Origin of the sequence: Gaetbulibacter sp. S0825 (assembly GCF_011777505.1) — a bacterium.
Classification (GTDB): domain Bacteria; phylum Bacteroidota; class Bacteroidia; order Flavobacteriales; family Flavobacteriaceae; genus Pontimicrobium.
This window is the reverse complement of record NZ_JAATJT010000001.1, coordinates 1,184,299-1,198,587: the sequence shown is the minus strand read 5'-3', so window position 1 is coordinate 1,198,587 and position 14,289 is coordinate 1,184,299. Positions and strand designations below refer to the sequence as shown.

Here is a 14,289-nt window from a genome sequence, read left to right as displayed (position 1 = left end):
ACCTTATTTTCTGTTAGTCTACTTAAGACATTTAAAATAATCAAAAGGTTCTTGACAGTCTTCACATTGAAATAATGCTTTACAGGCTGTTGAACCGAATTGACTTACCAATTTTGTATTATGTGAACCACAATTGGTACACTTCACTATTTTTTTATTCCCTAATAATGCTTCTTTATCGGCATCTGCATCCAAAGGTGGCGCAATACCATATTTCTCAAGTGCGTCTCTACCTTCTTCTGAAATCCAATCGGTTGTCCAAGCTGGAGATAATATCAAGTCTATATTCACTTTGTAACCAGCTTTTTTAAACGCAGCTGTTATATCATCTGCAATTACATCCATAGCGGGACAGCCACTATAGGTTGGAGTTATTTTAATCAACACTACATCATCAACAAGCTTTGCATAACGCACTACTCCCATATCCAAAATAGTTAACACAGGTATTTCTGGGTCAGAAACTTTGTCTAGAATAGGAATTAATTCTGTATCAATATCAGCATGCTCAATCATTGGTTTATTCATTTATTTACCAAGACATGTTTGGATATGCTCTTTGCATATATTGTAATTCGGCTAAAATATATCCCATGTGCTCTGTATGCACACCCTGTTTTCCTCCTTTTTGAAAATACTTTAAGTCAGGAACTTCTATAGTTGCTTCATCTAACACATTAGAGATTTGTTTATAATACTGTTCTTTTAACTTAGATGTGTCTACACCTACACCATCTGCAATCATCTTTTTATCTGCTTCTGTTTGATGGAACAATTCATCTGTATATGTCCAAAGGTCGTTTATGGCATTTTGAATTCGTTTATGACTTTCTTCTGTTCCATCTCCAAGACGCTTAATCCAATCAGAAGAAAAACGTACATGATACGACACTTCTTTTATGGATTTTTTAGCAATTGCTGCTAATGTTTCATCTTTACTGCTTTGTAGCTCAGTCAAAAACATATAATGATAGACATCGAACAAAAATTGACGTGCTATAACATATCCAAAATCTGTATTAGGTTGTTCTACTAATAATACGTTAACATATTCTCGTTCTGGTCGCATCATTGCAATGGTATCTTCATCGCGATTATCTCCAGCAACTTTTGCAGCATATTGATAATAGCTTCTAACTTGCCCAAATAAATCCAAAGAAATATTAGTCAAAGCGATATCTGTTTCCAATGAAGGTCCATGACCACATAACTCACCTAGACGCTGACCAAGTATTAAACTATTGTCTGCAATCCCTAATAAGTAATTATATAAATTAGTATTCATAATTTACATGTGTTTAATTTCGTCTGGTAAATCGTAAAATGTTGGGTGACGATATACTTTATCTTGAGCTGGCTCGAATAATTCGGCATTATGCTCAGGATTTGAAGCCGTTATATTTTTAGATTCGACTACCCAAATACTTACACCTTCATTTCTTCTTGTATAAACATCACGTGCATTTTCCAAAGCCATTTCAGCATCTGCTGCATGAAGACTTCCAAAATGACGATGTTCTAATCCGTTTTTACTTCTTACGAAGACTTCCCAAAGTGGCCATTCTTTTTTCATATCTAAACTGCCTTATTTAATTTTTTTTCTTGTTGTTTTTCAGCGTGAGCTAAAGCGGCATCACGAACCCACTCACCATTTTCCCAAGCAGATACTCTTGCTTTCATTCGTTCTTTATTACATGGACCATGACCTTTTACTACTTGCCAAAACTCGTCCCAATCAATCTCACCAGAGTCATAGCATCCTTTTTCTTCATTCCATTTTAAATCTGGATCAGGAATTGTTAAACCTATTAATTCGGCTTGAGGAACTGTTTGGTCTATAAATTGTTGGCGCAATTCATCATTAGTTTTACGTTTTAATTTCCACTTCATAGATTGCTCAGTATTTGGAGAATCAGCATCAGCTGGACCAAACATCATTAATGATGGCCACCAAAACCTATTTAACGCATCTTGAGCCATTGCCTTTTGTTCTAGTGTTCCTTGAGCCAATTTTAAAGTGATTTCGTAACCCTGACGTTGATGAAAGCTCTCTTCTTTACAAATACGAACCATAGCTCTTGCATAAGGACCAAAAGACGTTCCACAAAGTGCTACTTGATTTATAATTGCTGCACCATCAACCAACCATCCAATAGCTCCAATATCTGCCCAAGTTAATGCTGGATAGTTAAAAATACTTGAGTATTTAGCTTTTCCTGTATGTAATTGCTCAAATAGTTCATCTCTAGTAATACCAAGAGTTTCGGTTGCACTATAAAGATATAAACCATGACCTCCTTCATCTTGTACTTTTGCTAATAACGCCACTTTGCGACGTAATGAAGGTGCTCTTGATATCCAATTTCCTTCTGGCAACATTCCAACAATTTCGGAATGTGCATGCTGAGACATCTGCCTAATATGTGTTTTACGATACTTTTCAGGCATCCAATCTTTAGGTTCAATTTTTTCGTCACGTGCAATACGTGCTTCAAATTCCTCCTCTAAACTTTTAATTTGTGCTTCGCTCATAATTTATACATCAAAATCCACGACTACTTTTTCTGTTACAGGCACTGCTTGACAACTTAATACAAAATTTTGTGCCACTTCTTTTTCTTCAAGTGCATAATTCACTTTCATTTTTACTTCACCTTCCAACACTTTACATTTACACGTACTACACACTCCTCCTTTACAAGCAAATGGTAAATCAGCTCCTGCTGAAAGTGCTCCATCTAAAATATTATCAAAATCGTCATCCATTACAAAATGAAATTCTTTACCACCATCAATGATGGTTACTTTAGTACCATCTGCTTTTTCATCAATCACTTCCGCAATGTGTTTGTTTTCTTCTTCTGAACTTCCTGAAAAGAATAGTTCATAATGAATTTTTTCTATATCCAATCCAGCTGCTTGTAATTCGTCTCTAATCAAGAAAATCATATCTTGAGGTCCACAGATAAATGCATGATTGGTATCTGGAATATCAATAAACGTTTTTGTTAAAACAGCTAATTTTTCTTTATCAAATCGCCCATTTAAAAATGGAATATCGCGCTTTTCTTTAGTCAAAAAATAAAATACTTGAAAGCGTCCAAAAAACTGATTTTTAAGCTGCTCCAACTCTTCCTTAAAGATAATTGATTTTACCATTCGATTCAAGTAGAATAACTTGAAAGTACTTTTAGGCTCTAATAGCAAATGAGTCTTTATAATAGACAGCATTGGTGTAATACCACTACCAGCTGCAAATGCTACATAATTATTAGGAGCTTTTTTATCTATCTCGACATAAAACTCGCCATGTGGCGGCATTACTTGAAGTTCATCTCCTTTTTTTAATTCATTGAAAGCATAATTAGAAAACACGCCATTGCGAATGGTTTTAACTGCAACTTTCCATTCATTGTCTATTGGACTTGTGCACAACGAATAATTACGACGAATATCCTCTCCATTTATCTCTTTTCGAAGTGTTAAATGTTGACCTTGTTTAAACTTAAACTTTTCTTTTAAGTTTTCAGGAATATCAAAAGTTATAACAACTGTATCCTTTGTTTCCTTGTATATATCTGCAACTTTTATATTATAAAAATCTGCCATATTGTAATTAAATATTAAACTAACACTTGTTAGTTTTAGTTACAAATTTACAAAATAAAATGATAACTATTTGTTAATTCCGTTAATGAGCACCAAACTTAATTCGGTCGTAAATTTTTCAATATCTAAGTCTTCTTTTTTTGGCAACCAGATGTAAAGAGATCGCAAGGTTGAGAGTAATGAGAATAGCATAACTTCGGGATTTCCATTGATAAGCTCACTGCCTTGAATACCTTCCTCAATAACACCTCGAAAATCGTTTTCATAATTTTTTCTAAGTTTCAAGTAATACTCTAATTCTGCTTCCAAGTGCATCCAATCATTATTTAAAGAAGCCATCCCAAATTGGTTATTTGAAGTTGTATTAACATGCAAAGCCACAATCTGTTTTAATTTATCAATGCTATTATCATCAGAATTTTTGATAATCTTCATTTGCTCGGTAAACTGTTCTGCTAAAGAAATAATTATCTCTGAAAGTATTTCTTGTTTAGATTTAATATGGTTGTATAAGCTTGCAGCTTTAATCCCCATGGCTTTTGCAATATCACGCATTGTTACAGCACTATATCCTTTTTTTTGGAATAATACTGCTGATGTTTGTATGATTTCGTCTTTACGTGTTTCGTATTTCAAAAGTTGTAAATTTGTTATAGAAATTATGATGGAAGATACTAAAATCTGTAACACAAGTTACATGTTAATAGTTTATTATTTCTGTCCTTTGCAAAAAAAATATTTATGGGATTTTTTGATTTTTTATTTAAAAACAAGAGAAAGATGGTAGAAGAATTTATGTCGAAAGAGGCAATAGTACTTGATGTACGTACAGAAGCAGAATATTCAATTGGAGCAATTTCTGGGTCTAAGAATATTCCGTTACAAACACTTAATAATCATATAGCAAAAATTAAGAAGCAGAACAAGCCTGTTATTACTTGCTGTGCTAGCGGTATGCGATCGGCAACTGCAGCAAATATCTTAAAGCGAAATGGCATAGAGGCTATGAACGGTGGTGGTTGGCAAAGATTAAGTCAACTTTTGTGAACTAGCCTATAAATGAGTATCTTAGCTAGCAACCTTCAACTTTAATTCAAATGGAACTTAATAGAAGAGAATGGCTAAGAACTACTGCTCTAGCTGGCGGATTTACACTTTTAAATGGTTTTACGACCATAAAACCATTAACAAAAGAAGAAAAACTAAAATTCAACCCACGAAAACTTAGTAATCCAATTAGATTAAGTTCTAATGAGAATCCTTATGGACCATCACAACGTGTTAGAAATGCTGTTAAAAAAGCGTTTGATGATGGTTGTAGATATCCATATGGATATGCCGATGAATTAGCTGAAATGTTAGCAGTAAAACATGGTGTAAGTAAAGAATCAATTATTATTACAGGAGGATCTACTGAGGGATTAAAAATTGCTGGAATTACTTTTACTGCAGATGGAGGAGAAATCATTGCTGCAAAACCGACCTTTCTTGCCATGATGCAATATGCTGAAATGTGGGGAGCAAATATTAATTGGGTTCCTGTTGACAAAAACATGGGTTATGACCTTCAAGAAATTGAAAAGAGAATCACCAATAAAACCAAAATGGTATTTCTATGCAATCCTAATAACCCAACATCTACACTATTACCTGCTGATGCTCTTGTGGACTTTTGCACTTCGGTAAGCAAGAAGACTATTGTGTTTAGCGATGAAGCTTATTATGAATATATAGACGACCCTAATTACCCTTCGATGGTAGATTTAGTTAAAAAAGGTGAGAACATAGTGGTTTCTAAAACATTTTCTAAAGTTTATGGAATGGCTGGAATGCGAATTGGCTATTTAATAGCTAAACCTGAATTGGCTCAAATAATAAGACGTAATGTAGTTGCCATGAGTAATGTGTACGCTATTGAAGGAGCTAAAGAAGCATTAAAAGACGAAGAATTTTTTAAATTCTCTTTAGAAAAAACAAAAGAAGCCAAACAGCTTATTTATGCAACCTTAGACCATTTAGAATTACCGTATGTAAAGTCCAGCACTAATTTTATCTTCTTTAAATCTGGAAGGGACATAAACACCTTAGGAAAGCAAATGCTAGAAAAAGGTGTCATGATTGGTCGTGCTTTTCCGCCTTTTTATAATTGGTGCAGAATAAGCACAGGAACTATTGAAGAGGTTGTAGCGTTTAACAAAGCCATTATTTCAGTATACTCTTAAACAAAAAGAAGCATTAGATCTTTTCGTAAACGAACGTCAACTAATGCTTCAAATATTTGATTAATAGCAGTGTAAATGTAACCTTATTAGTACAACATTCTTGTGTTTTTCGATTACTTTAATAGAATACTAGATAAACGGAAACATTATGCTTATTTTTTCGATTAAAACACTAAAACAGTAAGAAAAGCAACAAAAAACATTTACAGTTTATCGAATAAAGCAATAAAACAAAACAAAAAAAAGAAACGCTACTTCTTCTTGTAAACAAGTGTCTGTAGCGCTTCAAATATATTGATTAATAGCAATGTAAATGTAAACTTAATAATAGAACTTAGTTGTGTTTTTCGACTAGTGTAAGATTAAACTAGACCAACTGAGAATTTTTGCAGATTTTTTCGACAAACGATAAAAAAGTAACTTTTTATATAAAAAAAAGCATCAGTAATAATCTGATTAAACAGAAATTCCTGACGCCTTTTAAAAATTGATTAATAGCAGTTCGAAGATATACTATTTTAGAATTCAAAAAGTTTTTTTTCGATAAGAAGTCGTTAAAAAAGATGAAAAGTTTTAAAGCATAATTATTAAAACATCATAGGAAGTTTGGGTGATTTTATAACCACTTCAATTCTTGATGTTTAGAGTAAAAACAACTTAAAAAAGCATATAAGAATGTTTTTTTTGAAGAAGCATTTTTTTCTGCTCTAAGTTTTTAAGAAACTTTTGATGTGCTTCAGAATTTGGGTTGAAAGGTATATGCTGTATCCCTTTTTGTACAATACCTACATCTTCCATAGTTTGAAAAGCGTCATTTGAAATCCAAACATTTTGAAATTTCTCCCAAATATAATTGACAGCTGTTTGGTTAGGGTGCAGCATATCTTCAGTATAAAAACGATAATCACGTAGCTCGTCCATCATAATTTCATACGATGGGAAATAGTGAAGATTATTTCTTGGCTCAACAATTTGGTGAATTGCAGCAATTAAATGTGCTTTACTTTGCATATTCTCTAAAAACCCATCTTTTAAGTGACGAACAGGAGACACTGTAAATAGAATAGATGCTTTCTTGTTAACGCTTCTAATTAGCTCCTCAATTGATTGCAAAGATTCTGAGATTTCATCAACCAAAAGCAATTCCTTTAAAAACTTCTTCTGAGGTACTTTATGGCAGTTAGCAACGATACTATCTGTTTCTGTATGTCTGTAAACCCAAGCAGTTCCTAACGTAACTATGATGTGTGTTGATTCGTTGATTTGTTGATTTGTTGATTTGATTCTTTTGTTTAAATCATTTAACATACCTTCTTTTGAAGCATGACTTAATTTAGAGTGTGCATCATAACAATGCCATTGTTCGTTATGAAAAAAAATATCGTCTTCAGTATATTTTTGTTTATTTATGGTATTAGTGATTAGCTTTTCAATAGCCAAAGGTTGAAATAGAACACCAAATGGATTTTGAAGATTTTGAAACTTAAAATAGTCTAGTTTATTACCAATATTCTCTACAAAACACGACCCCAATAACAAGACACTAGAGTCGTAATCTATTTGATTATGCTGTTGTGGCCGAAATGGTATAGTCGTTTGTAGTCTCATAGTGGATTCCGCATCAAGTGCGGAATGACAAGTTACTGAATGTATTTTTTTGCTTCAGTTAAAGCCTCATTAATCCCCTTTGGGTTTTTTCCTCCAGCAGTTGCGAAGAAGGGTTGACCACCACCACCACCTTGGATGTGTTTACCAAGTTCTCTAACTACCTGTCCAGCATTTAGATTTCTCTCTGCAACTAATTCTTTTGAGATATAGCAAGACAACAACGCCTTTCCATCATTTTCGGCAGCAAATAGTAAGAATAGATTATTAAATTCATTACCTAATTCAAAACATAAATCTTTCATTCCAGAAGCATCTAAGTCCAATTGCTTTGCTAAAAATTGAATATCATTAATCTCAGTCAATTCGTTTTTTAAATCACCTTTTATATTTTTTGCCTTGTCTTTTAATAAGGTTTCAATTTGCTTTTTTAAATTGATGTTTTCGTCTTTTAATTCAGAAACAGCTTTCACTGGGTCTTTAGCATTATTAAGCAAATCCCTAATTTCAAAATATGCTCTGTTTGTATCAAAATAAAAATCTTTAACAGCATCGTTTGTAATAGCTTCAATACGTCTAATTCCTGATGCAATGGCACTTTCTGATCTAATTTTGAAATGCCAAATATCTCCTGTGTTTTTTACATGTGTACCACCGCATAATTCCATGGATTGTCCAAATCTAATAGTTCTAACTGTATCACCGTATTTTTCACCAAACAGTGCCATTGCTCCATCTGCAATTGCTTGTTCCATTGGCACATTCCTATTTTCTTCTAAAGGTAATTTTCCATCAATTCGAGCATTTACAAAATTTTCAACGTCACGTAATTGTTCAGTAGTTAATTTAGAAAAATGCGAAAAATCAAATCGCAAATATTTTGAATGTACTGCACTACCTTTTTGCTCTACATGATCGCCTAGAACTTCTCTTAAAGCTTGATGCAATAAATGCGTAGCAGTATGATTAGCCTCAGTTCTTTGACGTTGTTTTACATCCACTACGGCTTTAAAAGTTTCAGTTAAATGATCTGGTAAGTTTTTAGCAAAATGAATGATCACGTTGTTTTCTTTTTTAGTATCTAAAATATAAACCACGTCTCCATGTGTATCTTTTAAATAGCCTTTATCACCAACTTGACCTCCTCCTTCGGCGTAAAAAGGTGTTAAATTAAACACCAATTGATACATTTCACCATCTTTTTTAGAGGTTACTTTTCTATATCTTGTAATTTTCACGTTTGCTTCTAACGCATCATAACCTATAAACTCTTGTTCGGCATCATCTACTAGAATCGTCCAATCGTCGGTAGACATTTCACTAGCAGCACGTGATCTGTTTTTTTGTTTTTGCAGCTCTTCATTAAACCCTTCTTCATCCAATTTCATTCCTTTTTCAGACAGAATCAATGCTGTTAAATCTATTGGGAAACCGTAAGTGTCATACAATTCAAAAGCCTTTTCTCCAGAAACAATATCGCCCTTAGTTTGCTCAACAATACCATTAAGTAATACTAAACCTTGATCTAGTGTTCTTAAAAACGACGCTTCCTCTTCTTTTATAACATTTTCAATAAGTTGCTTTTGAGATTTTAATTCTGGAAATGCTCTCCCCATTTTTTTACTCAATACATCTACTAATCTGTAAATAAAAGGTTCTTTTTTATCTAAAAATGTAAATCCGTAACGTACAGCACGTCGTAAAATACGTCGTATTACATAACCAGCTCCTGTGTTACTTGGCAATTGACCATCTGCAATTGAAAATGCCACTGCGCGAACATGGTCTGAAATCACTCTAACGGCAACATCAATTTTTTCATCCTTGCCATAATCCTTATTGGTAATGGTCTCTATTTCACGAATTACAGGCGTAAATACATCTGTGTCGTAATTGGATTTTACATCCTGTAATACCATACATAAACGCTCAAAACCCATACCTGTGTCTATATGTTTACTAGGCAATACTTCCAACGAGCCATTAGCTTTTCGATTGTATTGCATAAACACCAGATTCCAAATTTCAACTACTTGAGGGTGGTCCATATTTACTAAAGACTTTCCATCTACCTTAGCTTTTTCTTCAGCAGTACGAATATCCACATGAATTTCACTACAAGGTCCACAAGGACCTTGGTCTCCCATTTCCCAGAAATTATCTTTCTTATTTCCTTTTAAAATGCGATCTTCAGATATGTATTGCTTCCAAATATCATAAGCTTCGTTATCCATTTTTAAATTGTCTGCATCATCACTTCCTTCAAAAACCGTTACATACAAAATATCTTTATCGATACCATAAACCTCAGTTAAAAGCTCCCAAGCCCAAGCAATGGCTTCCTTTTTAAAATAATCTCCAAAACTCCAGTTTCCAAGCATTTCGAAAAGTGTGTGATGGTACGTATCGTACCCAACTTCTTCTAAATCGTTGTGTTTTCCAGAAACTCGCAAACATTTTTGCGTATCGGCAATTCGGTTATTTTTTGGCTCAGCATTTCCTAAAAAATATTCTTTAAAAGGCGCCATTCCGGAATTAACAAACATTAACGTAGGATCATTTTTCAAAACCATTGGCGCAGAAGGCACAATGCTATGCTTTTTGCTTTCAAAAAAATCTAAAAATTTCTGTCGTACCTCTTGAGACTTCATATATCGTTGTTAATAACCTGTTTTACGTAAATTGCTTTAAATGTGAAACAATTTATATATTTGTTGTTCGTTCTATTAATCCTGCAAAAATAGAATATTTTAAGATATGTCTAAAGTAAAATATTATTACGATTCGGAAACACTTTCTTACAGGAAAGTGATACGCAAGAAGCGAACCACAGCCAAATATATTTTCGTATTCTTATTAGGGTCTGCTTTGTTTGGTTTCATGTTTGTGTTTATTGCTAGTCAATATTTTGAATCCCCAAAAGAAAAGGCACTTGCACGTGAGCTTCAAAACATGCAATTTCAATATGATTTGTTAAATAAAAAAATGGATGAAGTTGAATCGGTTTTAGCAAACGTAGAAGAGCGTGATAATGCTATTTATAGACTCTACTTTGAGGCTAATCCAATTCCAAATGAACAAAGACGCCAAGGGTTTGGAGGAATTAATCGATACAAACAATTTGAAGGCTATGATAATTCCAAACTAATTATAGAAGCTAATAAACGTTTAGATATCATTCAAAAACAAATTGTGGTTCAGTCTAAATCTCTAGATGAAATTGCAGTATTAGCCGAAGACAAAGAAAAATTTTTGGCAACCATTCCAGCTATTCAGCCTGTGAACAACGAAGAGTTAACGCGTATGGCATCAGGATATGGCTATAGAACAGATCCTTTTACTAAGGTTAGGAAATTCCACTATGGTATGGATTTCACTGCACCTCGTGGTACACCAATTTATGCTTCAGGTGATGGTGTTGTTAAACGTGCTGATGCTGGTGCTACAGGATATGGTAAACATATACGTATAGATCATGGCTATGGCTATGTGAGTTTGTATGCCCATCTTTATAAGTATAATGTGAAGAAAAATCAAAAAGTAAAACGTGGTGACTTAATTGGTTTTGTTGGTAGCACTGGAAGATCGGAAGCACCTCATTTACATTATGAAATATTTAAAGATGGTGTAAGAATTAATCCAATAAATTTCTATTATGGGAATTTATCGGCCAAAGAATTTAGTGAATTGTTAGAAAAAGCATCCTTAGAAAATCAATCTCTAGACTAATGCATGTAGAACTTCCAGAAAAACGATATTATGGCATTGGCGAGGTTGCCAAAGCTTTTGACGTAAACACGTCATTGATACGTTTTTGGGAAAAAGAATTTGATATTCTTAAGCCTAAAAAGAATGCTAAAGGGAATCGTAAATTTACGCCTGAGGATATAAAAAACCTTAAGTTCATTTACCATCTTGTAAAAGAACGTGGGTTCACCCTTGAAGGTGCAAAAACCCACTTAAAAGAAGAAAAAAAACAGTCTTTAGATAACTTTGAAATTATCAATAAACTGGAAGCTGTAAAAAGTCAACTTATTAAATTAAAAAATAATTTGTAACTTTTTTAATGCCTCATCATTCTAAAACTTCCTCTTCGACCACCTTGATTAGCTTGCGGTCCCATGCTATTAAACTTCCAACTGAAACTTACCATGAAGTAACGTTGTAATACGGTACTTTGTGAATCCTGTATGTAATTTGCAGTAGCTACTCTTCTTGCGTTGGTGTTTTGATTTAACAAATCGTAAGCTTTTAAAGTAATGGCTCCTTGATCTTTTAGCACCGAATACGCTAAAGTAGCATTCCAAAACCATGCACTTTTTTGAAATCCAGGAGCAATATTAGGGTTATAATTAAACCTAATATCGTTTCGCCATTCTAGTTTCTTTGGAACAGTTGTCGCTGTACGTAATCCAATGGAATGCTGCACAAAATCTTCATCTTCATAAGCGGTTAAATCAAATTTTCTTTTGGTAAAAGACAAATTGTAACTAGGTATAAACTGCATAATATCTTTCCAATCAAACGTCAATTCAAGGCTTGGTGTTAACAAATTAATATTTGAGGCATATTGCTCACCATTATTAAAGTTAATATTTTTATTCATACTTCCTGATAACGCAACTCTATATTTAAAGGTTTTTACCGTATCAATTTTTACAGATTTGCTGTAACTGGCGCTAGATCTTAAGTTATAACCTCCATTTACATTGTCGTAAGTTGTATTTCTAACATTATTATCATCAATCTCTGTTTTAGAAACTATATCGTTATTTCTAAAATTTGCACTTAAAAATCCGAAAATCCCAGTGCCTTTTTGCACATTAAATGAATGGAATCTTCCAGACACATTGTGATTGTTTGTTGGCTCTAAATTTGGATTTCCAATAACAGTATTTAAAGGATTTGAGACATTCTCAAAAGGCTGTAATTGTGTTAAATTTGGCGAGTTATTGCTTAAATTATATCCTATACGTAATGACGTTGTTCTACTAAAACGGTATCTAAAATTAGATCGAATTTCCACTGCTTCAAAATCACGTGACAAGCTCAAATTAGGTCTCAAAAAATCTTTATTACTTAAATTTCTAAAAATATAACGCGTTTCAAAACTTGTAAATATTTTGTCTTTTCTATGACTAATACTAATTGAAGGTGTATTTGTTCTATTTACATATTCAAAGTCTGAACTTAAATCAGTGTTAAAATCGGTATAATCTTGGTCTACATTATTAAAATCGAAAGTACTTACTTTATTTTCTTGCCTATTATTATTAAAACTATACCTAATATCCATATACCATTCTTTGCCTTTTAATGGTAACCTATACGTCAAGCTAGTAGAAAGCCCTTTTGTTGTTCTATCTCCATCTGTAAATTGATCTCTAATAATATCTTCAGGAATAGCTCCATAAATATTTGTAGTAGAGTTTAAATAATCATCAGTTTCGGTATTATTGTAATCATTATCCAAACTAAGCCTTAGAAAAGCACCATTGCTTCCAAATTTTTTAGTAATATCCAATTCATTACTGAAATCTTTACCTACAGTTTCTACAAACGATGAGGATGTAGATTCGTTTGTTAATACATTTTGATCATCTCTAGATTCTTCACTATCAGAGAACTCTCTTTTAACGTTAGATGTGTTAAACGATGGTTCAATATCTATTCTAAGTGTCGAATCTATTTCTACTTCAAATTCTAAATTGGCACGATGACTTTTTTCATCTCTAAAAGAGTTTGAATTAGAGCTTGTAAAATATCTTCTATTAGGAAGGATGTTTTCTCGCTCTGTTGCGCTCTCATTTTCTGTACTACTCCCTGAATAAAAATAATCGGCGGATATATCTAATTTATCATTAATTTCATCGGCATAATTAGCTCCATAATTTTGAGACGTAGTGATTCCTTGACCTTGTCCTCCACCAAAACCACGACCTCCAAAAGATACATTTCCACCACTTCCAAACATTCTATAAAGTTCTCCAAAACTAAATCCTGTTGAATTTGTATTGTTTCCTCCAGCTAAAACAGTTATTCGCTGGTCATTATCAAACACATTGAGCATGCCTGCAAACTCATAACGTTCGTCTGTTCCAGCTCCTGCAGATACTCTTCCAAAAACACCTTTATTTTTATCCTCCCGTATTGTTAAATTAATGGTTTTGTTCTCTCCATCTCCTTCTTCACCCGTAAAGGCTTGCGCTTTGGTTTTGGTATCTGTTATTTGAACTTTACTAATAAGTTCTTTGGTTAAGTTTTTAGTGGTTATTGCTGGGTCATTTCCAAAAAAGGGTTTTCCATTGACCAATATTTTATTGACATCTTTCCCATTTACTGTGATTTTTCCAGCTTCATCTATTTCAACTCCAGGAAGCTGTTTTAATAAATCCTCAACATTGGCATCTCTTTTGGTTTTAAAAGATGCTACATTAAATTCTAATGTATCTTTTTTTACTGTAATTGGTGCTCTTGAAGTCACAACCACTTCATCCAAAGCATTATCATCTGTCTGTAACTTTATATCGTCGAGAGTGATAGTTTCTTTATCAAGTACAATTTTTTGCTTGTGTGTTCTATAACCTACATAAGAGATAAACAAGTTTAAGTCTTTATCGAATGATTTCCCTTCTAAAGTGAATTTCCCATCTTTATCACTTATAGTGTAAGTAATTAGAGTGCTATCCTTGATTCTTTCAAGGTGAACAGTTGCAGATTCTAAGGGTGTGCTTTCGGCTTCAGATATTACTGTTCCAGAAATTTTGAATTCTTTAGATTGAGAATAAGACGCAAATGCACAAAAAAATGCTAACGCAAAAATGAATTGCTTCATGAGTAAGGTTGGTAATTG

The 14,289-nt window shown here is 33.2% G+C and carries 13 protein-coding genes; 4 read left to right on the top strand and 9 right to left on the bottom strand.

All coding sequences use genetic code 11. The features are described from left to right. Window positions 1-18 precede the first annotated feature (18 nt). The 6 genes from paaD to HB672_RS05405 all read right to left on the bottom strand — a co-directional run bounded on the left by paaD (window position 19) and on the right by HB672_RS05405 (window position 4,245). A complete protein-coding gene (gene paaD / locus HB672_RS05430) occupies window positions 19-528 on the bottom strand; it encodes a 1,2-phenylacetyl-CoA epoxidase subunit PaaD (RefSeq protein WP_244306577.1) in 510 nt (169 codons plus the stop codon). A gap of 4 nt (window positions 529-532) precedes the next feature. Then, window positions 533-1,285, bottom strand: a complete 753-nt coding sequence (gene paaC, locus HB672_RS05425; RefSeq protein WP_167608952.1) for a 1,2-phenylacetyl-CoA epoxidase subunit PaaC — start codon at window positions 1,283-1,285, stop codon at window positions 533-535. Between the two features lie 3 nt (window positions 1,286-1,288). Continuing rightward, the gene (paaB, locus tag HB672_RS05420; protein ID WP_136841305.1) at window positions 1,289-1,573 is read right to left on the bottom strand and encodes a 1,2-phenylacetyl-CoA epoxidase subunit PaaB; all 285 of its coding nucleotides are present in this window, start codon (window positions 1,571-1,573) and stop codon (window positions 1,289-1,291) included. A gap of 2 nt (window positions 1,574-1,575) precedes the next feature. Continuing rightward, window positions 1,576-2,532 (bottom strand): 1,2-phenylacetyl-CoA epoxidase subunit PaaA, encoded by a 957-nt coding sequence (gene paaA, locus HB672_RS05415; protein ID WP_167608949.1) that lies wholly within the window; start codon window positions 2,530-2,532, stop codon window positions 1,576-1,578. 3 nt (window positions 2,533-2,535) lie between these two features. Then, a complete protein-coding gene (gene paaE / locus HB672_RS05410; protein WP_167608946.1) occupies window positions 2,536-3,609 on the bottom strand; it encodes a 1,2-phenylacetyl-CoA epoxidase subunit PaaE in 1,074 nt (357 codons plus the stop codon). A 66-nt stretch (window positions 3,610-3,675) separates the two neighbouring features. Continuing rightward, window positions 3,676-4,245 carry a TetR/AcrR family transcriptional regulator gene (locus tag HB672_RS05405; RefSeq protein WP_167608943.1) on the bottom strand — a complete coding sequence of 190 codons (570 nt, stop codon included), beginning with the start codon at window positions 4,243-4,245 and terminating at the stop codon, window positions 3,676-3,678. 144 nt (window positions 4,246-4,389) lie between these two features. Between HB672_RS05405 and HB672_RS05400 the strand changes: the two genes are divergently transcribed. Beyond that, window positions 4,390-4,656: a rhodanese-like domain-containing protein gene (locus HB672_RS05400; RefSeq protein WP_348272547.1), complete on the top strand. Its 267-nt coding sequence runs from the start codon at window positions 4,390-4,392 to the stop codon at window positions 4,654-4,656. Window positions 4,657-4,706: 50 nt separating this feature from the next. Next, window positions 4,707-5,831 (top strand): histidinol-phosphate transaminase, encoded by a 1,125-nt coding sequence (locus HB672_RS05395; protein WP_167608937.1) that lies wholly within the window; start codon window positions 4,707-4,709, stop codon window positions 5,829-5,831. 657 nt (window positions 5,832-6,488) lie between these two features. Here the strand turns inward: HB672_RS05395 and HB672_RS05390 are convergent. Then, window positions 6,489-7,439 (bottom strand): GSCFA domain-containing protein, encoded by a 951-nt coding sequence (locus HB672_RS05390; protein WP_167608935.1) that lies wholly within the window; start codon window positions 7,437-7,439, stop codon window positions 6,489-6,491. A gap of 32 nt (window positions 7,440-7,471) precedes the next feature. Then, window positions 7,472-10,087 carry an alanine--tRNA ligase gene (gene alaS, locus HB672_RS05385; protein ID WP_167608932.1) on the bottom strand — a complete coding sequence of 872 codons (2,616 nt, stop codon included), beginning with the start codon at window positions 10,085-10,087 and terminating at the stop codon, window positions 7,472-7,474. Between the two features lie 106 nt (window positions 10,088-10,193). Between alaS and HB672_RS05380 the strand changes: the two genes are divergently transcribed. After that, a complete protein-coding gene (locus HB672_RS05380; RefSeq protein ID WP_167608929.1) occupies window positions 10,194-11,165 on the top strand; it encodes a M23 family metallopeptidase in 972 nt (323 codons plus the stop codon). Beyond that, window positions 11,165-11,494: a MerR family transcriptional regulator gene (locus HB672_RS05375; protein ID WP_167608926.1), complete on the top strand. Its 330-nt coding sequence runs from the start codon at window positions 11,165-11,167 to the stop codon at window positions 11,492-11,494. The genes HB672_RS05380 and HB672_RS05375 overlap by 1 nt, the downstream gene beginning before the upstream one ends. A gap of 5 nt (window positions 11,495-11,499) precedes the next feature. Here the strand turns inward: HB672_RS05375 and HB672_RS05370 are convergent, their stop codons facing one another. Continuing rightward, a complete protein-coding gene (locus HB672_RS05370; protein ID WP_167608923.1) occupies window positions 11,500-14,271 on the bottom strand; it encodes an outer membrane beta-barrel protein in 2,772 nt (923 codons plus the stop codon). Window positions 14,272-14,289 lie beyond the last annotated feature (18 nt).

Excerpts from the sequence above, each read along its gene's own strand:
- paaD (WP_244306577.1), bottom strand. The coding sequence starts at position 528 with ATGAATAAACCAATGATTGAGCATGCTGATATTGATACAGAATTAATT.
- paaC (WP_167608952.1), bottom strand. The coding sequence starts at position 1,285 with ATGAATACTAATTTATATAATTACTTATTAGGGATTGCAGACAATAGT.
- paaB (WP_136841305.1), bottom strand. The coding sequence starts at position 1,573 with ATGAAAAAAGAATGGCCACTTTGGGAAGTCTTCGTAAGAAGTAAAAAC.
- paaA (WP_167608949.1), bottom strand. The coding sequence starts at position 2,532 with ATGAGCGAAGCACAAATTAAAAGTTTAGAGGAGGAATTTGAAGCACGT.
- paaE (WP_167608946.1), bottom strand. The coding sequence starts at position 3,609 with ATGGCAGATTTTTATAATATAAAAGTTGCAGATATATACAAGGAAACA.
- HB672_RS05400 (WP_348272547.1), top strand. The coding sequence starts at position 4,390 with ATGGTAGAAGAATTTATGTCGAAAGAGGCAATAGTACTTGATGTACGT.
- HB672_RS05395 (WP_167608937.1), top strand. The coding sequence starts at position 4,707 with ATGGAACTTAATAGAAGAGAATGGCTAAGAACTACTGCTCTAGCTGGC.
- HB672_RS05390 (WP_167608935.1), bottom strand. The coding sequence starts at position 7,439 with ATGAGACTACAAACGACTATACCATTTCGGCCACAACAGCATAATCAA.
- alaS (WP_167608932.1), bottom strand. The coding sequence starts at position 10,087 with ATGAAGTCTCAAGAGGTACGACAGAAATTTTTAGATTTTTTTGAAAGC.
- HB672_RS05380 (WP_167608929.1), top strand. The coding sequence starts at position 10,194 with ATGTCTAAAGTAAAATATTATTACGATTCGGAAACACTTTCTTACAGG.
- HB672_RS05375 (WP_167608926.1), top strand. The coding sequence starts at position 11,165 with ATGCATGTAGAACTTCCAGAAAAACGATATTATGGCATTGGCGAGGTT.
- HB672_RS05370 (WP_167608923.1), bottom strand. The coding sequence starts at position 14,271 with ATGAAGCAATTCATTTTTGCGTTAGCATTTTTTTGTGCATTTGCGTCT.